Genomic DNA, 22,216 nt, shown 5'->3' with positions numbered 1-22,216 from the left:
CCTCAGCCGACGGTCCAGGTCTCGGACCCGGTCAGCAAGCGCTGCAAGGAATCCGGCCCCACCGGTGTGCGTTCCCGCGCCGATCGCGCTTGGGCGCGCACACCGTCGTCGTAGGTGGGGCGGGACACGCTGCGGAATATACCGGTGACCACATGGTCGAGCCCCTGATCGGACAGCCGCGACAGCGCGTAGGCGTACTCCGGATCGTCCGAATACGCGTCGTGCACCACGATCTCCGCCCGCGCCACCTCGGCCGTCGGCGTGACCGCCAGCCCGAAACCGCTTCGCACGACCGCATATTCGCCCTGCGCCCCGAAGACGATGGGCTCGCCGTGGCGCAGCGGGACGAGATGGTCGGCCGCGCTCTCGCGCCGCAGCGCGTCGAACGAACCGTCATTGAAGATCGGGCAGTCCTGCAGGATCTCGACGAACGCGGTGCCGCGATGCTGGGCGGCGGCCCGCAGCACCTCGGTGAGTCCGGCGCGATCGGAGTCCAACGCCCGCGCGGCGAAAGTGGCCTCGGCCCCGAGCGCGACCGAGAGCGTATTGAACGGATGATCCACCGAACCCATCGGCGTGGATTTGGTGATCTTGCCCGTCTCGGAGGTGGGCGAGTACTGGCCCTTGGTCAGGCCGTAGATTCGATTGTTGAACAGCAGGATCGTGAGGTTCACGTTGCGGCGCAGCGCGTGGATCAGGTGATTGCCGCCGATGGACAGCGCGTCGCCGTCGCCGGTCACCACCCAGACCGACAGATCCGGTCGGGTGATCGCCAACCCGGTGGCGATGGCGGGCGCGCGGCCGTGGATGGAGTGGATGCCGTAAGCCTCGAGGTAGTACGGGAAACGGCTCGAACAGCCGATCCCGGACACGAACATCAGGTTCTCCCTGCGCAATCCGAGATCGGCCAGGAAACCGCGCACCGTGGCCAGGATGACATAGTCGCCACAGCCGGGGCACCAGCGCACCTCCTGATCGGAGGTGAAATCCTTGACCTTCTGCGGTCCATCCGCCGCGGGCACGCCCGACAGGCCGGTGAGTCCGAGATCCGCGCCGACGAGCGAGGTTTCGGTGATCGTCATCAGTTGCCCCCTGCGATGCGATAGGTGGCCCTGGCGCGGGCCGCGAAGGACTTGTCCTGTTCCATCTCCGCGATCGAGCCGTCGAGCGCGGCGTCGATGACCCCGACGAGTTCCTGTGCCGAGAACGCGGTACCCGCGATCTTCGTCCAGGGTCGCACATCCACCAGGTACTTGCCGCGCAGCAGCAGCGCCAACTGGCCGTTGTTCATCTCGGGGGCCACCACCGTGCGGTATCGGCGCAGCACCGCACCGAGGTTGTGCGGCAAGGGATTCAGATGGCGCAGATGGGCCTGCGCCACCGCGACGCCACGACGCCGCGCCCGCCGACATGCCTCGCCGATCGGACCGAAGGAACTGCCCCAACCGATCAGCAGCAATTCGGCCGAACCGTCGGGATCGTCGACCTCCAGCTCGGGCACCGCGATACCGTCGATCTTGGCCTGGCGCAACCGCACCATCAGTTCGTGATTGGCCGGATCGTAGGAGATATCGCCGCTGCCGTCGGCCTTCTCCAGGCCGCCGATGCGGTGCGCGCGCCCCTTCGTCCCCGGCACCGCCAGCGGGCGGGCCAGCGTCTCCGGATCGCGCGCGTAGGGCTGGAACGAATCCGCTTCTGTCGCATCGGGTTCGAAGCCCGGATCGATCGGCTCGAGCCGCGCGATTTCCGGAATCGACCACGGCTCGGAACCATTCGCGATCGCGCCATCGGACAGCAGCAGGACCGGGGTGCGATAGGTGAGCGCGATGCGGGCCGCCTCGACGGCGGTGGCGAAACAGTCGGCGGGGGAACGCGGGGCCAGCACCGCGACGGGGGATTCGCCATTGCGGCCGTACAGCGCCTGGAGCAGGTCGGCCTGTTCGGTCTTGGTGGGTAGACCGGTGGACGGGCCGCCGCGCTGCACATCGACGACGACCAGCGGCACCTCCGTCATGACCGCGAGTCCGATGGTCTCGCTCTTGAGCGCGAGACCGGGACCGGAGGTGCTGGTGACGCCGAGCGCGCCGCCGAGCGAAGCGCCGAGGGCCGCACCGATTCCGGCGATCTCGTCCTCGGCTTGGAAGGTCGTCACGCCGAAATTCTTGTGCTTGCTGAGTTCGTGCAGGATATCCGAGGCCGGGGTGATCGGATAGGTGCCGAGAAACACCGGCAGACCCGACAATTGGCCCGCCGTGACCAGACCGTAGGCCAGCGCGGTATTGCCCGTGATCTGCCGGTAGGTGCCCGGTGGGAGCGCGGCCGGATCGATGCGGTAGGTGGTCGCGAAGCTCTCCGTGGTCTCCCCGTAGTTCCAGCCTGCCCGGAACGCGAGGATATTCGCCTGCGCGATCTCGGGTTTCGCCGCGAACTTCTCCCGCAGGAAGCGCTCGGTGCCGCCGATCGGGCGGCCGTACATCCACGACAGCAGGCCCAGGGCGAACATATTCTTCGCGCGCTGACCGTCCTTCTTGCCGACGCCGGTGGATTCGGTGGCGGCCAGCGTCAGTGACGTCATCGGCACCCGGTGCACCGCGAAATCGGTGAGCGTGTCGTCGGCGAGCGGATCGCTCCCGTAGCCGACCTTGGCCAGATTGCGCTTGGTGAACTCGTCGGTATTGACGATGAGGATGGCTCCGCGTGGCAACTCCTCCAGATTCGCCTTGAGCGCGGCCGGATTCATCGCCACCAGCACATCGGGCTGATCGCCCGCGGTCAGGATGTCGTAGTCGGCGATCTGGATTTGGAACGAGGACACGCCGGGCAGCGTGCCCTGCGGCGCGCGGATCTCGGCGGGGAAGTTCGGTTGGGTGGCCAGATCGTTGCCGAAGGCGGCGGCCTCGTGGGTGAAGCGGTCGCCGGTGAGTTGCATTCCGTCACCGGAGTCCCCGGCGAACCGAATGACGACCTTTTCCAATTTCGCTGTGCCGACATCATTTTGGTGCGAAACCATATGCCTGCTTCACTTCCTCGTCTATTGAGAGGTGCCAGTGGCCAAACTACTCCTGTGCGCCCGCGAAAGAAGGCGCACCGAAGCTCTCGCCGCGCACGGCTCCATAGCAGCGCAGGCGCGCCTTCAGGGAAACAACGCCAGTTGGGATTGCGCGGCAAGCGGAATTCGGGGATCGTCGCCCTGCGAATCTTCCGGATCGCCCGCGCGCGATACCCGTTCCAGGCCATGCCTTTCTAGCAGTGGCGCGACCCGTTCGCGCAGCCAGTCGGCATATTCCGGGATGACGTACGCGCCCCGATAGAGCCTGCGATAAGCCGATGGCAGCGTGGGGTGGGCGCGGGCCAACCAATCGAGGTACCAACCGCGAGTCGCACCGCGCAGATGCAGTGGGAACGCCACGGCCGAGCGCGCGCCCGCCGCCGCGAGCGCGGCGAACAGTTCGTCCAATTGCGCGCGACCGTCGGTGAGGTGCGGAAGCACCGGGGCCACCAGGATCTGCACGGCGAATCCGGCATCGGCCAGCGCGGCGATCAACTCCAGCCGGGCGCGCGGGGTGGGCGTACCGGGCTCCACCTCGGCCTGCAACTGCGGGTCGAGCATGGCAAGCGATACCGCGACACTCACCCGGACCTGCCGCGCCGAACGAATCAGCAGCGGGAGATCCCGGCGCAGCAGTGTGCCCTTGGTGAGAATCGAGAACGGCGTACCGGATTCGGTGAGCGCGCCGATGATGCCCGGCATCAACCGGTATCGACCCTCGGCCCGCTGATACGGGTCGGTATTGGTACCCAGCGCCACCGGTTCGCGCCGCCACGAGCGCCCGCGCAACTCGCGGCGCAGCACGGCGGCGATATTGGTCTTCACCACGAGTTGGGAATCGAAATCGCGGCCCGCGTCCAGATCCAGATATTCGTGCGTGGGGCGCGCGAAGCAGTAGCGGCAGGCGTGCGAACAGCCGCGGATCGGGTTGACCGTCCACTTGAACGGCAACCCGGAACCCTCCGGCATCCGATTCAGCGCGCTCTTGCACAGCACCTCGTGGAATGTGATGCCCTCGAAGTCGGGGGTGCGCACGGTGCGGACGAAACCCGCGCGCTCCAGACCGGGCAGCGCGCCGTCATCGGCGTCCAGGGTTTGGTTCTGCCAGCGCACCCACCAAGTCGAACATGTGTTCGATTCGGTGTCAAGCCGCCCCGACCTGCGGGCGCTGCGGATCGGCGAAGAAGGCGACCAGGTCGCGCACTGTCTCCTCGATGTCGCGGGGGTGGTAGTCGAGTTCTCGTTCCGCCTTCCCGTGATCGACCAGCGGCGCGGAGACCAGTGCGCCCAGTGCCGCTTTCGAGACGATATCGGTGCCGAACAACTTGCCGATCGGTTCGAGGACCGGGATCAGGCCGGAGACCAGTTTGGGGGAGATGGCGAACTTCGGGCCGCGCTTGCCGCCCTGAGCGGCGGCGATCCGACACAGGTCGAGCATGGCGATCATCGCGCCGCCGAGCAGGTAGTTCTCTCCGGTGCGACCGCGCTCGCCTGCCAGGATCAGGCCGTCGGCCACATCGCGCACATCGACCAGATCGAAACCGCCGCCGATCATGGCGGGCACCCGCCCGCGCGCGGCGTCGGCGAGGGTGCGATTGATGCGTGAGAGCGGTTTGCCGTAGTCGAGCGGGCCGAAGACGCCGGTGGGGTTGCACAGCACCGCGTCGAGTCCCCGCTCGATCACCTTGCGCAACTCCACCTCGCCCGCCCATTTGGACCGGTCGTAGACGGGAAGTCCGGGATCGGTGGAGCGGGCCGCGGATTCGTCGATGGAGCCGCCGCAGCAGTACTGGTCGAAGGCGTGAATGGAACTGGCGTGCACCATCCGGCGCGCGCCCACCTCCAGGGCCGCCTCGGCGACCACCCGCACGCCCTCGGTATTGACCCGCCAGGCCAGGTCGTTCTTCTCGGCCAGGGTGATGACCGCGACCAGGTGGTAGACGATCTCCGCGCCGTCGAGTGCCGTGCGCATCGACGCCGGATCCAGTACATCGCCGCTCACCCAGGTGAGCGACGGATCCGATCCGGTCGGGGCCAGCCGATCGATCGCGACGACCTCGTGCCCGCGTGCGACGAGCCGGGGGAGCAGATTCGTGCCAAGGTACCCGGCGGCGCCGGTCACTGCGACCTTCATGGAACCGAGAATATAGAACTTGTTCTAGTTTGCAACCTGCTCTCCTTTTCGGTGCGGCTCGGCGCGGCCGCCGGTGTGATCGACTCGGATGGCGCGATGGCTCGAAAGATGGCGCGAGCGTGGGCTATATTCACTCCAACCGTAGCGGCGCGTGCTATTCGAGGGCGGGGATCCTCCGCGGGTACCGCGAGTGGGCGCACGGCACAACGACTTTCGAGTTGGTGGACAACTATGTTCAGAAAGAGTGGGGGGTAGTGCACATGGGTGATCGTCTTTCCGTCGAGACCGAGGCCGTTCGGGCCTTCGCGGCCTCGAATGCGGGCATAGCGGGCGATATCGCCGGCGTGGCCAATATCGACGTGGTGAAGAACGTCACCACGCTCACACCGGTATTCGGCCTGATCGGGGCCGACTACTTGGCCATGTTCGCGGCGGCGCAGGTGTTGCAGGCAAAGGATATGAACGACCTCGCGGGCAGATACGCCAAGCTGTCGGAATCGGCGTTCAGTTCGGCCAATGCCTACGACATCACCGACATGATCAATTCCGGCAATATGACCGGCCTCAACGCCCAACTGCCCGGAGGTGCGTAATGCGACACGCGGAACCCTCCGGCCTCATCGCACCGGGCGCCGATCCCGGCACCGCGCACCAGGCCGCCGCGACCGTGCTGGAAATGCAGCAGGCCGCGCCGCAGGCCATCCAGGATGTGGCGCTCCCACAATTGCCCGCCGACCTGCCACCCATCGAGCCGCCCGCATTCGTGCTGTCCCGCAAGGTCTCCGAGGAGCAGGCCGCGGCGCACCTGCCCGGCGGTCTGCCCGGCCTCGGCGGCGGCCAACAGCCCGACGCGCAGGACATCCTGTCCGGCGTGCACCACGAGCTGACCCAGGCGGCCGAACACGCGAACAACGCGCTCCAATACGCGGCGCAACCCATCGTCGGCGTGGCGCAGCAGGCGGCCGGTCAGGTCGGCGGCGCGCTCGGCGCGCACGTCGGCGCCTCGGCCACACCGGCGGCCGCGGCGCCCGCGGTGCAGTCCGCCGCTTCCGTCCCCGGCGCCACCATGCCCGCCGACCCGGTGGCGGCGCTGCTGCAAGGTTTGCAGTTGCCCGCGCTGCCCGGAATCGACCAGCTGTTCAAACCGATCCTGGACCTGCTCGGCAGCTTCGGCACCGGCATCATGGGCATGTTCAACCCGGCCACCCTGTTGAGCGAGGCCTCCAAGGTCATCGATGTCGCCATGCAGGTCGGCAAGGGCAGCATGTCCACCGTCGACGAGCTCTGGCAGAGCCAGGCCGCGCACAACGCCCAGGCCGCGAGCCAGCGCGCCAACAACGACGGCCAGGAGACCAGCAAGCGCGGCACCGATATGGCCGACCTCACCGAGAAGGCCGCCGCCGTCGTGCAGAAGGGCAATGCCCAACTCGTCGGCGTCGCCACCTCCTTCGCCACCCAGGCCACCGCCCTCGCGCCGGTCATCCTCACCCCGCCCGCGCAGGCCTCGCTCATCGCCACCGCCACCGAACATCTCGGCCAGGCCGTCGGTATCGTCAACGCCACCCGAGGCGAATTGGGCGGGCACACCGCACAATTGGGCGGTCTCGTACAGCAGATGGTCGCCCAGAGCGGGCTGCCCGCACCGCAGGAGGTGGCCGCGGCGGTCGCCAAGAACGTCGGCGAGCCGATCCTGAACCAGGCCAAGGACCTCGCGCAATCGGCGGGCGATACCGCCACCAAGGCGGCAGGACTCGGCGACACGGGCGGATCCATCCCGTCGACCGCCACCACGCCCGCCGGGCTCACCGGCGGCGGAACATCGGGTGCGCATCACGGGTCGTCCTCGGGCGCGCCCGGCGCCGTGCCCGGATTCAGTCCCGGCCGCTCCGGCGGCGGCCCCGGCGGTGGCGGCACCGGTCTCGGTTCGTCCTCGAGTCCGAAGGTCACGGCGATACCGGGGGCCGCGATGGCGCCCGGCCTGCGCGGCGGCGCGGGTCTGCCCGGCGAGCCGGTGCTCGGCGGCCGTCCAGGCGCCGGCGGCGCCGCGGGCGGCGGCAATTCCTTCATGGGTGGCGCACCCGCCGCCGCGGGCGCTCAACGCAACAGCGAGGACGAGCACTCCCGCACCGTGCAGCCCTACCAGAGCCGCACCGGCAACGACGATCTCACCGGCCCGCTCGGCGAATCCACCCCGGACGTCATCGGCGCGACCCACCCGGACGAAATGGTCTCCGACTACGAACAGGACCAGTTCTAACCAACCACCACCGAATACACCGCTGCCCCGCCATTCCAGCGGGGCAGCGGCATTTTCGACTCGGGTTCGCTCAGCGCAGGGCGGGCGGGTTCTTCAGGTCCTGGGCGGAGTAGGTGTCGCAGGCGGCGACTTTGCCGGTCTTGTAGCCGGTGAGGAACCATTTCTGGCGTTCTTCGGAGGAGCCGTGGGTCCAGGCTTCGGGGTTCACCCTGCCGGTGGCCGCCTTCTGGATGCGGTCGTCGCCGACGGCGGAGGCGGCGGAGAGGGCGTCGCGAACATCCTTGTCGGACAGGGGTTTCAGGAACGGCTGGTTGGCGCCGGGGGCAGGCTGTTTATCGGCGTGGTAGGCCCAGATGCCCGCGTAGCAGTCGGCCTGCAACTCGGTGCGCACCGCACCCGATTCCGGACCGCGCGGATCGCGCTGCGCCTTGCCGATATCGCCGAGCAGGTTCTGGATGTGGTGGCCGATCTCGTGCGCCACCACGTACTCCTGGGCCAGCGGGCCGCCGCTGGAGCCGAATCGGTCGACAAGTTCCTGGAAGAAGCTGGTATCGAAGTAGGCGACGCGGTCGGCCGGGCAGTAGAACGGACCCACCGCGCTGGATGCCTGGCCGCAGGCGGTGTTCGTCGCGCCGGAGAACAACTGCACCGTGGGCTTGGCGTATTTCTTGTTCGTCTGCTTGGGCAGTTCGGAGGCCCAGATCGCATTGAGGCTCTGCGCGGTCAACGCGACTCGACAGTCGACGTACTTGTTGGCGTCCGCGCCGGTCTTGCAATGTGCGGGTGTGCCCGCGGCCGGGCCTGCCGGGACCGCCGCCTGTTGCGATGGTGAACCCGGATTGATGCCGAACAGTAGACCGATGACCAAGAGGATCAACCCGCCCGCGCCGCCACCGATGGCAAGCTTGCCACCGAGGCCGGGACCGCCGGACCTGACCGCGTCCTGGTCGATCTGCATGCCCTCGTTGAAGGTCATCAGGAACCTCTCTGTGAACCGAAAGGGCGCTTCGGCGACCCCGAACCCATACAGCTTGGCATGTGCGCGCCGATATCGGTTTCCGGTCCCGGAATGTGTCTCACTACGATGGCTACCGCGCCGGGTGGGAATTCCGGTGCCACATTCGTCGAAAGGAATCCCGTGCTGCGCACCCACTTGGCTGGTTCGCTGCGAAGCGAGCACGCCGGTCAGACCGTCACCCTCACCGGCTGGGTGGCCCGGCGGCGGGACCACGGTGGGGTGATCTTCATCGATCTGCGCGACGCGTCCGGTATCGCGCAGGCGGTGTTCCGGGAGGGTCTGCCCGCCGAGCAGGCGCACCGGTTGCGTGCGGAGTTCTGTGTGCGGGTCACCGGCGTGGTCGAGCAGCGGCCCTCGGGCAATGAGAATCCGGAGCTGCCGACGGGGCGGATCGAGGTGAACGTCACCGAACTGGAGGTGCTCAATGAGAGCGCCCCGCTGCCGTTCCAACTCGACGAGCAGCCCGGTGAGGAGGCCCGCCTCAAGTACCGCTACCTGGATTTGCGTCGCGAGGGTCCGGCCCACGCCATCCGCCTGCGCTCGAAGGTCAACGCGGCGGCGCGCGAGGTGCTGGCCCGCCACGAATTCGTGGAGGTCGAGACCCCGACGTTGACGCGTTCCACCCCCGAGGGCGCGCGCGACTTCCTGGTTCCGGCGCGCTTGCAGCCCGGCAGCTTTTACGCGCTGCCGCAGAGCCCACAGTTGTTCAAGCAGTTGCTGATGGTCGGCGGGATCGAGCGCTACTACCAGATCGCGCGCTGCTACCGCGACGAGGATTTCCGCGCCGACCGCCAGCCCGAGTTCACCCAGCTCGATATCGAGATGAGCTTCGTGCGCCAGGAGGATGTGATCCTGCTGGCGGAGGAGATCCTGGTCGGGCTGTGGAAGCTGATCGGCCACGAGATCACCACCCCGATCCCGCATATGACCTACGCCGAGGCGATGCGCCGCTTCGGCTCCGACAAGCCGGATCTGCGTTTCGGTGTCGAGATCACCGAACTCACCGACTATTTCAAGGACACCCCGTTCCGGGTGTTCCAGGCGCCGTATGTGGGTGCGGTGGTGATGCCGGGTGGTGCGAGTCAGCCGCGCCGTCAGCTCGATGCCTGGCAGGAGTGGGCCAAGCAGCGCGGTGCGAAGGGTTTGGCCTATGTGCTGGTCAATGAGGATGGCACGCTCGGCGGCCCGGTCGCCAAGAATCTCACCGAGGCCGAGCGCGAGGGTCTGGCCAAGCAGGTCGGCGCGGTGCCGGGCGACTGCGTGTTCTTCGCCGCGGGCGCGGTGAAGTCGAGTCGGGCGCTGCTCGGCGCGGCGCGCGGTGAGATCGCCCGCAAATGCGGCCTCATCGACGAGAACGCCTGGGCGTTCGTCTGGATCGTGGACGCGCCGCTGTTCGAACCGGCGGCCGAGGCCACCGCGAGCGGCGATGTGGCCCTTGGTCATTCGGCGTGGACGGCGGTGCATCACGCGTTCACCTCGCCGAAGCCGGAGTCGCTGGACACTTTCGACACCGATCCCGATTCGGCCCTGGCCTACGCCTACGACATTGTCTGCAATGGCAATGAGATCGGCGGCGGCTCCATCCGCATCCATCGCAGGGATGTGCAGGAGCGGGTGTTCAAGGTGATGGGGATCAGTCACGACGAGGCGCAGGACAAGTTCGGTTTCCTGCTGGACGCCTTTGCTTTCGGCGCGCCGCCGCACGGCGGTATCGCTTTCGGCTGGGACCGGATCACCGCGCTGCTGGCAGGCCTGGATTCGATTCGCGAGGTCATCGCCTTCCCGAAGACGGGTGGTGGTGTCGATCCGCTGACCGACGCGCCCGCGCCGATCACCGCGCAGCAGCGCAAGGAAGCAGGCTTGGACGCCAAGCCGGAGGCGAAGAAGGCCGCCGAGTAGTTTCCGATACCGGGAGTCCGTGCCTGCCGAATGTGTTCGGCAGGCACGGACTTTCGCTATTCCGGCGTCGAATTATCCTATGCGGTGGTGACTCTCACGCCACCCCGCCGCCGGAGAGTACGCGGTAGGCGTAGGTGACCGCGATGACGCACATCGGTCCGGCGATGAGCAGGCCGAGCCCGCAGAACAGTGTGCCGACGAAGGTGATCACCACCACCGCGATGGCCAGCAGCAGTGTCTGCCCGAGATTGTTGAGGACAAGCACCGCACTGGATTTGAGCGCCGCGAACGGCCCCTGCTCCTGGTCGATGACGAAGTGCAGCGAGAACATGAACAGGAAGCCGAGGATCAGGCCGGGCAGGACGAAGAATCCGATGCCGATCGCGGTGGCGATCATGGCCAGCAGCGCGGTCAGCAGTACGTTGCCCGCGTTGACGAATCGGAAGAATCCGCCGAAAGCCGGTTGCGCGCCGTCGGTCTCGTAGAGCGCGCCGCGCACCATCACCGCCTGTAGCAGCCAGATGGCCACCGTCACGGCCAGGAAGATCAGCAGCAGCGGCAGCATCGAATGCACATCGGTGATCTGGACGACGAGTACATACAGCAGGTAGATGACGAATCCGAGCGCGGTGGTCCCGACCCAGGGCGCGGGATTGGCGCGGAACTTCTCCCAGCCGTAGCCCAGGGCATTGCCGACGTCGAGGGTGGTGGGTCCGCCCCACGGATACCCGAGGGGTGGGACCGGCTGCGGCGGTATCGGTTCGGCGGGCGGAATCGTGCCGGTCGGGCCGTAGGAGGGGCCGGCAGGCGCGGACATCGGCGGCTGTGCGGCTCCGTACTGCGGGTAGCCCGGCTGCGCCGCAACTCCTTGGTGACCTTGTTCGGGCATCGGCGTCGCCGGTGCGCCCGCCTGGTAGCCGGGTGCGCTCGATGCGCCGCCGGGCGCGTCACCACCCGGTTCGCGCGGTGGGGAGGCGGACGGTTCGGTCATTGCCAAAACCTTTCGACGCGGCCGGTTCGTGCCGGAATTCTGTTCGGTCCTGGAGCTTTCGGCGCCGAATTCTCGATCGGCTCATTTCCTGTGTGGCGCACGGTCGTTCACGCTGACACAACTGTACGAGCGACCATGGTGTCAAGCGAATCAGCGGGCGATCCGCAACGGGACCCCAGACACGCCGAGCGACGCGGAAAGGTTGTGCAACCGCTCGCTAGAAGTGACCCGGAGCGAGTAGCTTGAAGGGCGATGACCGCACTATTGGCCGAACGCGCCACCGAAGTCGTGTCCGCAGCGCAACAGTTGCTCACAAAGCGAATGGGTGCTCCGGTAAAGCTGAGCGATCCGACCGAACTCAGCGGAAGTGGTAGGACAACTGTCCTGCGTGTCCGCGTCGCGGAGAACGCTTTCTCGCTACCGCGCACCCTGATCCTCAAGCAGGTTCGCGGCTCCGCCGCCGACCGCCGCACCGGTGGTCTGGCGCCCGGCGTCGTCAGCATCGATTCCGCGTTCCTGCGCGAGGCCGTGTCCTATCAGTTCACCACCGCGCTCAGTCGTGAGCAGCGTCCCGGCGCCTATCTCATCGCGCACAGCCTGCCGGATCGGCTGCTGGTGCTCAGCGATCTCGGCGAGAACACCAAGCTCTCCGCCGTGCTGCGCTCCGGGTCCGCACCCGCCGTGCGCAATGCGCTCATGGCGTTCGCGCAGGGTCTGGGTCGGATGCACGCCGCCACCGTCGGGCGCGAGGCGGATTTCGTCGCACTGCTGCGCCGCGTCGATGTGGTGCACCGGGTGGACGGTATCGCCCAGCAGGCGGAGTCGGCCATCGCCGAGGTGCCGCATCTGCTGCGCCGCGAACTGGGCATCGAGGTGCCCGGTGAGATCGCCGAACGCATCGTGCGCGGCAACAGGTTGTTCTCGGCGGGCCGGTTGCGTGCCTTCAGCCCGTCGGATCTGTGCCCCGACAATGTGCTCCTCAACGATGAGGGCGCCCGCTTCCTCGACTACGAGTGGGGCGGATTCCGCGACGCCACACTGGATATCGCCTACGCCCTGGTCTCCTTCCCCGGCTGCCTGTGCGATTTCGAACTGTCCAGAGAGCGCGCCCACCAAATGGTGGAGGCATGGCGTTCCGAAGTCGTCGGCGTCTGGCCCGCCCTGGCCGATGACGAGGTCCTGGCCGAGCGCATCCTGGAGGCCCGCCTCATCTGGGTCTGGCTCACCACCTACTGGTTCTTGCCTGCCGACCACACCCGTATCGCCGCCGCCCGCGAGCACGGCCTGTCCGTTCCCCGCTCCGACGCCCTCATCAACCGGTGGGCCGCCCTCGCCGAGGACGCCCGCTGCACCGGCGACGACATCATCGGCGATTTCGCCGAGGACGTGTCGGCCATGCTGGAAGAACGCTGGTCGGAGTAGTCCTGCTCCCAACGGCCCGGCTTCCCGACGGGTCACGTGGTCGTCGCGACGCATTCGATCGAGAGGACGCGCGGTGGTGGGGGTGTCGGGGTCAAAAGATACGGTCGGGGAATGAGCGATGGGTTGTTCGAGGTGGCCGGGCGGGAGGCTGCGGGGGAGCGGGCGGCGGTGGAGTTTCGAGGGGCCGGGGCGTTCGTGCCGTTGGCGGTGCGGATGCGGCCCGCGTCGCTCGACGAGGTCGTGGGGCAGGGGCATCTTTTGGGGGTCGGGTCGCCGTTGCGGCGGCTGATCGAGGGGTCGGGGGCGGCTTCGGTGCTGTTGTTCGGGCCGCCGGGGACGGGGAAGACCACGTTGGCCTCGTTGATCTCGCAGGCGACGGGGCGGCGGTTCGAGGCGTTGTCGGCGCTGTCGGCGGGGGTGAAGGAGGTGCGGGCCGTCATCGATGTGGCGCGGCGGCGGCTGACCTCGGGTGAGCAGACGGTGCTGTTCATCGATGAGGTGCATCGGTTCTCCAAGACGCAGCAGGACGCGCTGCTGGCCGCGGTGGAGAATCGGGTGGTGCTGCTGGTCGGGGCGACCACGGAGAATCCGTCCTTCTCGGTGGTATCCCCGCTGCTGTCGAGATCACTTGTGCTGCAACTGCGTTCGCTGACGGATGCGGATGTGCGGGAGGTGCTGACCAGAGCGCTGACCGATCGGCGCGGCTTCGACGGCGCCTACGAGGTGACGGACGCGGCCCTGGACCATGTGGTGCGCATCGCGGGCGGTGACGCGCGACGGGCGCTGACCGCGCTGGAAGCCTCGGTCGAATCCTCCCTCGACGGCATCGTCGACGTGGCCCTGGTCGAGGCGAGCGTGGACCGGGCCGCCGTCCGCTACGACCGCTCCGGCGATCAGCACTACGACGTGATCAGCGCCTTCATCAAATCGCTTCGCGGCTCCGATGTGGACGCGGCCCTGCACTACCTGGCCAGGATGATCAGCGCGGGCGAGGATCCCCGGTTCATCGCGCGCCGCCTGATGATCCAGGCCAGCGAGGATGTCGGCATGGCCGACCCGACGGCATTGCAGACCGCGGTCGCCGCGGCGCAGGTGGTGCAACTGGTGGGTCTGCCCGAGGCGCAACTCGCGCTGGCGCACGCCACCATTCACCTCGCCACCGCCCCCAAATCCGGCGCGGTCGCCGCGGCGATCGGCACGGCGCTCTCCGACATCGGTGGCGGCAAGGCGGGCGCGGTGCCGCCACACCTGCGCGACGGCCACTATGCGGGCGCGGCCCGCCTTGGCAACGCCCAAGGCTACAAATACCCGCACAACCATCCGGATGGTGTATTGACCCAGCAGTATCCGCCGGACGAACTGGTCGGCGCGGACTACTACCACCCCACCGATCACGGCTACGAACGCGAGGTCGGCCCCCGCGTCACCAAGCTGCGCCGCATAGTACGCGGCAGTTGAGGAACACGGCAGGGCGGAGAAAATCCGCTGTGCGGCACCGGTAGGCTGGACAGTTGTGCAGACCCACGAGATCCGACGGCGTTTCCTGGACCATTTCGTCCGTGCCGGTCACACCGAGGTGCCCAGCGCCTCGCTGATCCTGGCCGACCCGACCCTGCTTTTCGTCAATGCGGGCATGGTTCAGTTCAAGCCGTACTTCTTGGGCCAGGAGGCGGCGCCCTACGCACGCGCCACGAGTGTGCAGAAGTGCGTCCGGACCGGCGATATCGACGAGGTCGGCATCACCACGCGACACAACACCTTCTTCCAGATGGCGGGCAACTTCTCCTTCGGTGACTACTTCAAGGAGGGGGCGATCACCCTCGCCTGGGAGTTGATCAGCAAGTCGCAGCAGGAGGGCGGCTACGGACTCGATCCGGAGCGCATCTGGGTCACCGCCTACGAATCCGATCCCGAGGCCGCCGAGATCTGGCATCGGGTCGCGGGAATCCCCAAGGAGCGCATCCAATTCCGCGACGGCAAGGACAACTACTGGGATATGGGTGTGCCCGGTCCCGGCGGTCCCTGCTCGGAGATCTACTACGACCGCGGTCCCGAATACGGCAGGGACGGCGGCCCGGTCGCCGATGAGGACCGCTACCTCGAGATCTGGAACCTCGTCTTCATGCAGGACGTGCGCGGTGAGAAAAGCCCCAAACTGGGCTTCCCGCCGGTCGGTTCGCTGCCGAAGAAGAATATCGACACCGGTATGGGCGTCGAGCGTATCGCGCTACTGCTGCAGGGCGTCGACAATGTCTACGAGACCGACCTGCTGCGCCCGATCATCGACAAGGCCGAGGAACTGACCGGCCGCTCCTACGGTATCGAGCACGAGGACGACCGCCGCTTCCGCGTCATCGCCGATCATGCCCGCTCCTCGGCCATGCTCATCGCCGACGGCGTCAATCCCGGCAATGACGGTCGCGGCTATGTGCTGCGCCGCCTGCTGCGTCGCATCGTGCGCTCGGCCCGGCTGCTCGGCGCGAACCGCCCGGTCCTCGGCGAGTTCATGAAGGTCGTCAGCGAGCTCATGTCGCCGTCGTATTCGGAGCTGGGCACCGATTTCGCCCGCATCGAGAGCGTCGCGGTCGCCGAGGAGGCCACCTTCCTCAAGACCCTGAACACGGGTTCGCGCCTGTTCGCCGAGACGGTCGAGGAGGTGCAGATCAAGGGCGGCAAGACCATCGCCGGTTCGGACGCCTTCAAACTGCACGACACCTACGGCTTCCCCCTCGAACTCACCCTCGAAATGGCCGCCGAGGCCGGACTTTCCGTGGACGAGGCCGGTTTCCGCGCGCTCATGGCCGAGCAGCGCAAAACCGCCAAGGAGGATGCGCAGGCCCGCAAGCACGGCCACGCCGACCTGTCGATCTACAAGGAGTGGGTCGACCGCGGCGAGACGGAGTTCACCGGATTCGACGAACTCACTTCCGAGGCGCATGTGCTGGCCCTGATCGCCGACGGTGTGCGGGTGCCCACCGCGCTCACCGGTCAGGACGTCGAGGTGATCCTCGACCGCAGCCCCCTCTACGCCGAATCGGGCGGCCAAATCGCCGATCGCGGCACCCTCACCGCCGCGGGGCTCAGACTGCGCGTCAACGACGTGCAGAAGATCGCCAAGAAGCTCTGGGTGCACCGGGCCACCGTGGAGCAGGGCCAGATCACCGAGGGCGATGTTGTGCTGGCGCAGGTGGATCCGCAGTGGCGGCGCGGCGCCACACAGGGGCATTCGGGCACGCATATGGTGCATGCCGCGCTGCGTCAGGTGCTCGGACCCAATGCGGTGCAGGCCGGTTCGTTGAACAAGCCGGGCTACCTGCGTTTCGACTTCAACTGGCAGGGTCAGCTCACCGAGCAGCAGAAGGCCGATATCGAGGCCGTCTCCAACGACGCGGTAGGTGCGGACTTCCCGGTCAACACCTTCGTCACCGATCTGGACAAGGCCAAGCAGATGGGTGCTATGGCCCTGTTCGGCGAGAACTACGGCGACGAGGTCCGGGTGGTGGAGATCGGCGGCCCCTTCTCGATGGAGCTGTGCGGCGGCACCCATGTGCGCAATTCCGCGCAGATCGGGCCGATCACCCTGCTCGGCGAATCGGCCATCGGATCGGGTAAGCGGCGCGTGGAGGCGTTCGTCGGCCTGGACTCCTACAGGTTCCTCGCCAAGGAGCGGGCGCTGCTCGCCGGTGTGGCCGCCTCGCTGAAGGTGCCCTCGGAAGAGGTGCCCGCGCGGGTCGAACAACTCGTGGAGCGGCTCAAGGTGGCCGAGCGGGAACTGGAGCGCACCAAGATCGCCGCGGTGCTGTCCTCGGCCGGATCCTTCGTGGATCGGGCCGAACGCGTCGGCGCGGTGCTGCTGGTGGCCGCCGCCGCGCCCGAAGGCGCCGCTGCGGGCGACCTGCGAACCCTGGCCACCGATATTCGCGGCCGCTTCGGCTCCCAGCCCGCCGTGGTCGTGCTGCTCGGCAATGCCGATGGCAAGGTGCCGTTCGTCGTCGCGGTGAACAAGGGCGCGCAGGAATTGGGGTATAAGGCGGGCGAACTCGTCGCCAGTTTCGGACCGAGCATCGCCGGACGCGGCGGCGGCAAACCCGAGATGGCGCAGGGCGCGGGGGCGGACCCGTCCGGGATCGCGGCGGGTCTGACCGCGGTCCGCGCACGGGTGGCCGAACTGGCCGGGTGATGGGCGACCCGGCGAGTACACCGGCCGACCGCCCCGACCCCGACACCGATCCGGGCCGGGGCAGGCGAATCGGTGTCGATGTGGGCAGTGTGCGCATCGGGGTCGCTTCGAGCGATCCCGATGGCATCCTCGCCACACCCGTGGAGACGGTGCCTCGGGTCAAGCAGCGCGGGCGAAACGGCGGGATTCCCGCCGATATCGCCCGAATTGCCGAAATTGTGCGGGAATACGAGGCGGTCGAGGTTGTCGTCGGCCTGCCTCGGACATTGCGTGGGGAAAAGGGTGTCGCGGCCGGGTTGGCCATGGCATTCGCCGATGAGTTGCGGGTAGCGGTGTCCCCGGTGCCGATCCGACTTTCCGACGAACGTTTGACTACGGTGACTGCTGCACGCGCATTGCGGGACAGCGGAGTTCGCGCGCGTGGGCAGCGGCAGGTGATCGATCAGGCGGCGGCCGTATCGATCCTGCAAGGATGGTTGGACGAACGGAGTGCGGTGTTGAGGTCGATCGGAGAGGCGCGTCCAGTGTCCGGGGACGATGCATGACGGATCGATGGGCGCGGGCCGAGGAACGTTTCCGACAGCGCGAAGCCGAGCGGCGCTACCGCCGCGACGATGACGCCTGGGAGCGGGACGACCAGGCATGGGAAGGCGAGCCGCCCGCGAATCAGGCGTGGGAACCCGACGAACGCGACAACCAGGCGTCGCACGGTGGACGGCATGCCGAACATCGGGGCGGCTACGACGACGACACCACCGTCATCCCGCGCTACACCGATGATCAGGACTACCCGCCCCCGCCGGGCTACGCGCGCGAATCCCGTTACGCGCAAGCCGATCACGTCGAGGACGAATACGAGCCCGCCGAGCCGGAGCGGCCCGCGCCGCGCCGCGTCGGACGCCGGGAGTCCGCGCGGGGCGACGGCAAACGCACCCAGCCGCGCGCCAAGCGGTCCAGGATCGCCTCGCGCAAGGCCGCCGAGCGCAAACGGCGGCGGCGCAATCTGTGGATCATCGGCGGCGTATTCGTGGTGCTGTTCGCGGGCGCGGCCGCTTTCGCCGCGTTCAAACTCATGAAGCGGTTCAATTCGCCCGACGACTTCGCCGGCCCCACCGGTCCACTCGTGGTGGTCCAGGTGCAGCCGGGCGATACGGCGGCGCAGATCGCCGAATCCATGGTCGCCAAGGGCGTCGTCGCCAGCAGCGGCGCCTTCTACGAAGCGGCGCTGCGCAATTCGAATATGAGCGCGCTGCAACCCGGCTACTACGCCATCCCGAGCCACAGTCAGGGCGCGAAGGCGGTGACGGCGCTGGTGGACAAGGAGTCGCGGGTCGGGAATGTCATCGTCTCCGAGGGGCGCCAACTGCACGACCAGCAGGATGTGAAGACCGGGGCGCGTTCGGACGGCATCCTCCGCAAGATCGCCGACGCCAGCTGCTTCGGCGCGGCCGCCGACCGCAAATGCGTCACCTACGAGCAACTCGACGCGGCGGGCGCGAGCACCGACCTCGCGAGCCTCGGCGTGCCGAACTGGGCGACGCAGTCCGTGCAGGAGGTGCCGACCCGCAGTAGGCAGCTCGAGGGTTTGATCGCGGCAGGCACCTGGGATTTCGATCCGAGCGGCACACCGGTCCAGATCCTCAAACAGATCATCGCCGCCAGCACCCGCAGCTACGAGAACAGCGGACTGCTGCAAGCGGGCGCGCGGACCGGATTGACGCCCTATCAGATGCTCATCGGTGCGTCGCTCGTGGAGCGGGAGGCACTGCCGCGAGATATGGCGAGGGTCGCCCGCGTCATCGTGAACCGGCTGAAAGTCGACCAGAAACTGGAATTCGATTCCACGGTCAACTACACCCTCGACCGCATCGAGATCGCCACCGACCCCAACGACCGCTTCAAGAAAACCGCGTGGAATACCTACATGATGCTAGGACTTCCCGCCACCCCCATCTCCTCACCCTCTCCGAACGCGCTGAAGGCCATGGAGAATCCCGAGGTCGGCACCTGGCTGTACTTCGTGACCATCGATTTCCAGGGCACCACCCTGTTCACCGAAAGCTATGAAGAACATCGGATCAATACGAAGGTGGCGGAGAAGAACGGAGTCCTGAACAGTGACAGATGATTCCCTCCGCCGGGCGGCGGTCCTCGGCAAGCCGATCGCCCATTCGCGGTCGCCACAGTTGCATTTGGCCGCGTATCGGGCGCTTGGGCTGCCGTGGACCTATGAGCGCATCGAATGCTCCGCCGCGGAACTGCCGGGACTGGTCGACGGGCTTGGACCCGAGTGGGTCGGGCTGTCAGTGACGATGCCCGGCAAGGAGGCGGCACTCGCCTACGCCACCGCGCGGACCGAGCGCGCCGAACTTGTCGGGTCGGCCAATACATTGGTGCGTCTCTCCGAGGGCTGGCGGGCCGACTGCACCGACGTGGACGGGGTTGTCGGCGCACTGCGCGGGGCTGGAGTCACCGAACTGTCCTCGGCCGTCGTCCTCGGCGCGGGCGGGACAGCTCGGCCCGCGCTGCTGGCCTTGGCCGAACTCGGAGCCAAGGAGGTGACCGTCGTCGCCCGCGACGCCGGTCGCGCGCACAGTGCACTGGAACTCGCCGAGCGACTGGACCTTTCGGCATCCGTGATCGGGTTCGACCCCTTCGCGCTCACCGAGGTGTGCGCGGGCGCGGGCGCGGTCGTGAGCACCATCCCCGCCGAGGCAGCCGCACCCTTCGCGACCGCGATCGCCACCGCCCCGGTCGTCCTCGACGCCATCTACAACCCCTGGCCCACCCCCCTCGCCTCGGCGGTCTCCGCTGCGGGCCACATCGTGGTCAGCGGGTTGCAGATGCTGCTCAACCAGGCATACGGCCAGGTCGAACAGTTCACTGGGCGGCAGGCCCCGCGTGCGGAAATGGCCGCGGCACTGGATTTCCCGAGCTGAACCGCCCACCCCCGGCAATATCTAGAACAGGTTCTCATTCAGCTTGTCCGCGGTCCGGGCTATGGTGTTCGACATGAATGCTTGGGTGTTGCGAGCCATAGCCCTCGGCGCACTGGTCGTCCTACTTCGCGCCGCCCTCGGCTTCGCAATGGTCTATTGGCCCACCAACGGCCCCTGGATGCGCGCCCTCTGCCTCGTAGTCCTCCTCGCCGCGATCCTGCTGTGGGGCCTCTTCGACGGCCGCAAAGACCGAGCCCTCCACATAGACCCGGAACACGGCTCCGACCTCACCATGCGCTGGCTCAAAGCCGCCATCGCCGCAGGCCTCGGCAGCGGCCTGATCGCCTGGCTCCTCGACTTCGTCCCCCGCCTGGACCTCGGCGACAACGGCCTACTCTTCGAACTCACCGCCGCCGCATCCTCGATCGTGCTGATCATCTTCCTACCGGCGCTGCTCGGCGTCGCGCTGGGCCGCTGGATCGCAGGCCGCAAGAACGGCACTTCCGCGGCGGCCGAAACCGATCCGCCCACTCAACAACTCCCAGCGGTGACTGCCTGATCCAGGCTCAACCCCGCATGGAGCTTTCGGATCAAGTCCAGGGCCTTGGCGGCTGCGTTGGCGTGGACCATTGCGCTTTCCCTGGAAGGTGCCGAGGGCCGGCGGCTTATGCCCGCCGGCCCTCATTGAGGTAAGAGAATAGTGACGCTCGTGGTTACGCGACGGCGGTGCCTTCGAGTTCGACCAGCTGGCCGGGGACCGCGAGGCGTGTCACCCCCAGCATCGTGGTCGTGGGCGAGACGCTCGCGGCTGCGAGCCGTCCGGCGAGCACGCCATAGTGCGGGAACAGCGCGTCCACGTCGGTGGTGTAGACATTGAGGCGAACGAGGTTCGCCAGCGACATGTCGGCTTCGCTGAGTACGGCTTCGAGGTTGTCCGCGGCCAGTGCGAGCTGTGCCGCGATGTCTCCGTCGTGCTCGGGTCGACCGTCCTCGCTCATCGCGGTCTGCCCCGAGATGTAAAGGGTCCGTGATTCTCCGGAGACGATCTCACCCTGGTTGAAGCCCATCTCTTGTGACCACGTCACCGGGTTGACTGCTGTTCGTTCCATTGCCACTCCAATCGTTGCGACCGCGAGCGCCCGGCGGTCTGATGGCCACCGTCCTCGACGCCCGAGAGAACAGGCTGCCAAATAAACACGACACCCTGTGTCGTGTTTTATGGCGAGAATGGAGCCATGCGTGCCGATCGGTTGGTCTCGCTGGTGCTGCTACTACGCCGGCGCGGCAGGATGACCGCGAACGAACTGGCCAACGAGCTGGAAGTGTCCGCTCGCACCGTGCTGCGCGATATCGAGGCGCTGTCCACGGCGGGCGTGCCGGTCTTCGTCGACCGCGGTCGACACGGCGGCTTCTCCCTGCTTCCGGGGTTCCGCACCGAACTGACCGGCCTGAACCATCACGAAGCCCTCGCACTGCTCACCGCCGGATCGGGACGTGGCGAGAAGGCATTCGGGCTCGGCTCGGCCCTCGCTTCGGCGATGCGCAAGGTGGTCGACGCACTACCTGAAGGCCACCGAGCCACTCTGGACGACGCCACCAAGCGGTTCCTGATCGAGCCGGAGACCGACCTGCTCTCGCGGCGACTGGTCACCGAGCAAATGGCAGGCGGGGTGATGGACGAAGTCCGTCACGCGGTACTCGCCGGACACAAGGTCCGCTTCCACTACGCCGCACCCGACAGGACACCTCGCTGGCGCACCGTCGATCCGATCGGACTCGTCACTGTCCGAGACCGCACATACCTGCTCGCCACAAAGTCCGGGGAAGATCGCACGTACAGGTTGTCGCGCATGCTGGCCGCGGAAGAGCTTTCCGAAGCGGCAGAACGCCCCGCTCAGGTCGACCTCGACCGAATCTGGGCAGAGCGAAGCGCCCGGTTTCTCGCTGACGGCCACATCCCCGCGCTGGTCCGGGTCGAATCCGCACGGCGAGAAGAACTGCTCAATGCCGCACGCACTGTCCGGGCCGAACAGTCCGAACCGGACGGCTGGGTTCGTCTCGAAGTGACATTCGAGGATCTGCGACACGCGGTATGGGCGATCTGGCAGTTGGATACCGCTGCCGAGGCCCTGAGCCCCGACGAACTGCGGGTCGCCCTCCGAGAACGTGCCGAGGCCGTCGCTGGACGATACAGGCCCAAGCCACTCACTGAGTCAACCAACGTCTCCGGTTAGTACACCTAGCCGGCTTGTTCCGGTCATGGGAGCCACTTTCGCCGCCGAACTACGCGAGGCCATCGAGACCGGGTGCGCGCCAACCGGATTCAC

Annotated in this window: 18 protein-coding genes; 11 read left to right on the top strand and 7 right to left on the bottom strand. The window is 67.4% G+C overall.

All coding sequences use genetic code 11. The features are described from left to right. Window positions 1–2 precede the first annotated feature (2 nt). The 4 genes from D5S18_RS33725 to D5S18_RS33710 all read right to left on the bottom strand — a co-directional run bounded on the left by D5S18_RS33725 (window position 3) and on the right by D5S18_RS33710 (window position 5,183). A complete protein-coding gene (locus D5S18_RS33725) occupies window positions 3–1,082 on the bottom strand; it encodes a 2-oxoacid:ferredoxin oxidoreductase subunit beta (RefSeq protein WP_120045177.1) in 1,080 nt (359 codons plus the stop codon). Next, complete coding sequence (locus D5S18_RS33720) at window positions 1,082–3,010, bottom strand: 2-oxoacid:acceptor oxidoreductase subunit alpha (RefSeq protein ID WP_120045176.1); 1,929 nt, start codon at window positions 3,008–3,010, stop codon at window positions 1,082–1,084. Before D5S18_RS33720 ends, D5S18_RS33725 begins: the two co-directional genes overlap by 1 nt. A gap of 123 nt (window positions 3,011–3,133) precedes the next feature. Next, window positions 3,134–4,162: an Rv2578c family radical SAM protein gene (locus tag D5S18_RS33715; protein ID WP_120045175.1), complete on the bottom strand. Its 1,029-nt coding sequence runs from the start codon at window positions 4,160–4,162 to the stop codon at window positions 3,134–3,136. Between the two features lie 31 nt (window positions 4,163–4,193). Continuing rightward, on the bottom strand, window positions 4,194–5,183 hold the full coding sequence (locus tag D5S18_RS33710; RefSeq protein ID WP_120045174.1) for an NAD-dependent epimerase/dehydratase family protein: 990 nt from the start codon (window positions 5,181–5,183) through the stop codon (window positions 4,194–4,196). 260 nt (window positions 5,184–5,443) lie between these two features. Here D5S18_RS33710 and D5S18_RS33705 point away from each other — a divergent pair, with 260 nt between their 5' ends. Continuing rightward, on the top strand, window positions 5,444–5,776 hold the full coding sequence (locus D5S18_RS33705; protein ID WP_120045283.1) for a type VII secretion target: 333 nt from the start codon (window positions 5,444–5,446) through the stop codon (window positions 5,774–5,776). Next, the gene (locus D5S18_RS33700) at window positions 5,776–7,440 is read left to right on the top strand and encodes a hypothetical protein (protein WP_120045173.1); all 1,665 of its coding nucleotides are present in this window, start codon (window positions 5,776–5,778) and stop codon (window positions 7,438–7,440) included. Before D5S18_RS33705 ends, D5S18_RS33700 begins: the two co-directional genes overlap by 1 nt. A 70-nt stretch (window positions 7,441–7,510) precedes the next feature. Here the strand turns inward: D5S18_RS33700 and ypfJ are convergent, their stop codons facing one another. Further along, the gene (gene ypfJ / locus D5S18_RS33695; protein WP_120045172.1) at window positions 7,511–8,416 is read right to left on the bottom strand and encodes a KPN_02809 family neutral zinc metallopeptidase; all 906 of its coding nucleotides are present in this window, start codon (window positions 8,414–8,416) and stop codon (window positions 7,511–7,513) included. A gap of 162 nt (window positions 8,417–8,578) precedes the next feature. Between ypfJ and aspS the strand changes: the two genes are divergently transcribed. Then, complete coding sequence (aspS, locus tag D5S18_RS33690) at window positions 8,579–10,357, top strand: aspartate--tRNA ligase (protein ID WP_120045282.1); 1,779 nt, start codon at window positions 8,579–8,581, stop codon at window positions 10,355–10,357. A gap of 94 nt (window positions 10,358–10,451) precedes the next feature. Here the strand turns inward: aspS and D5S18_RS33685 are convergent, their stop codons facing one another. After that, complete coding sequence (locus D5S18_RS33685; protein ID WP_120045171.1) at window positions 10,452–11,348, bottom strand: DUF2189 domain-containing protein; 897 nt, start codon at window positions 11,346–11,348, stop codon at window positions 10,452–10,454. Window positions 11,349–11,600: 252 nt separating this feature from the next. Here D5S18_RS33685 and D5S18_RS33680 point away from each other — a divergent pair, with 252 nt between their 5' ends. The 7 genes from D5S18_RS33680 to D5S18_RS33650 all read left to right on the top strand — a co-directional run bounded on the left by D5S18_RS33680 (window position 11,601) and on the right by D5S18_RS33650 (window position 20,448). Next, on the top strand, window positions 11,601–12,770 hold the full coding sequence (locus D5S18_RS33680) for a phosphotransferase family protein (protein ID WP_120045170.1): 1,170 nt from the start codon (window positions 11,601–11,603) through the stop codon (window positions 12,768–12,770). A gap of 111 nt (window positions 12,771–12,881) precedes the next feature. Next, a complete protein-coding gene (locus D5S18_RS33675) occupies window positions 12,882–14,228 on the top strand; it encodes a replication-associated recombination protein A (protein WP_120045169.1) in 1,347 nt (448 codons plus the stop codon). Between the two features lie 55 nt (window positions 14,229–14,283). Beyond that, window positions 14,284–16,950 carry an alanine--tRNA ligase gene (alaS, locus tag D5S18_RS33670; RefSeq protein ID WP_120045168.1) on the top strand — a complete coding sequence of 889 codons (2,667 nt, stop codon included), beginning with the start codon at window positions 14,284–14,286 and terminating at the stop codon, window positions 16,948–16,950. Further along, a complete protein-coding gene (gene ruvX, locus D5S18_RS33665) occupies window positions 16,950–17,495 on the top strand; it encodes a Holliday junction resolvase RuvX (protein ID WP_120045167.1) in 546 nt (181 codons plus the stop codon). The genes alaS and ruvX overlap by 1 nt, the downstream gene beginning before the upstream one ends. After that, complete coding sequence (gene mltG, locus D5S18_RS33660; protein WP_120045166.1) at window positions 17,492–19,078, top strand: endolytic transglycosylase MltG; 1,587 nt, start codon at window positions 17,492–17,494, stop codon at window positions 19,076–19,078. The genes ruvX and mltG overlap by 4 nt, the downstream gene beginning before the upstream one ends. Next, the gene (locus tag D5S18_RS33655; RefSeq protein ID WP_120045165.1) at window positions 19,068–19,889 is read left to right on the top strand and encodes a shikimate dehydrogenase; all 822 of its coding nucleotides are present in this window, start codon (window positions 19,068–19,070) and stop codon (window positions 19,887–19,889) included. Before mltG ends, D5S18_RS33655 begins: the two co-directional genes overlap by 11 nt. A gap of 73 nt (window positions 19,890–19,962) precedes the next feature. Continuing rightward, window positions 19,963–20,448 (top strand): B-4DMT family transporter, encoded by a 486-nt coding sequence (locus D5S18_RS33650; protein ID WP_239004172.1) that lies wholly within the window; start codon window positions 19,963–19,965, stop codon window positions 20,446–20,448. Between the two features lie 154 nt (window positions 20,449–20,602). Here D5S18_RS33650 and D5S18_RS33645 read toward each other — a convergent pair whose 3' ends face one another. Continuing rightward, window positions 20,603–20,998, bottom strand: a complete 396-nt coding sequence (locus D5S18_RS33645) for a RidA family protein (protein ID WP_120045163.1) — start codon at window positions 20,996–20,998, stop codon at window positions 20,603–20,605. Window positions 20,999–21,124: 126 nt separating this feature from the next. Between D5S18_RS33645 and D5S18_RS33640 the strand changes: the two genes are divergently transcribed. Then, window positions 21,125–22,123, top strand: a complete 999-nt coding sequence (locus tag D5S18_RS33640) for a helix-turn-helix transcriptional regulator (protein ID WP_120045162.1) — start codon at window positions 21,125–21,127, stop codon at window positions 22,121–22,123. The last annotated feature ends 93 nt before the right edge of the window (window positions 22,124–22,216 follow it).

Origin of the sequence: Nocardia panacis, from assembly GCF_003598715.1 — a bacterium.
Taxonomy (GTDB): Bacteria; Actinomycetota; Actinomycetes; order Mycobacteriales; family Mycobacteriaceae; genus Nocardia; species Nocardia panacis.
The sequence above is the reverse complement of the archived record's forward strand: the minus strand, read 5'-3'. Positions and strand labels throughout refer to the sequence as shown.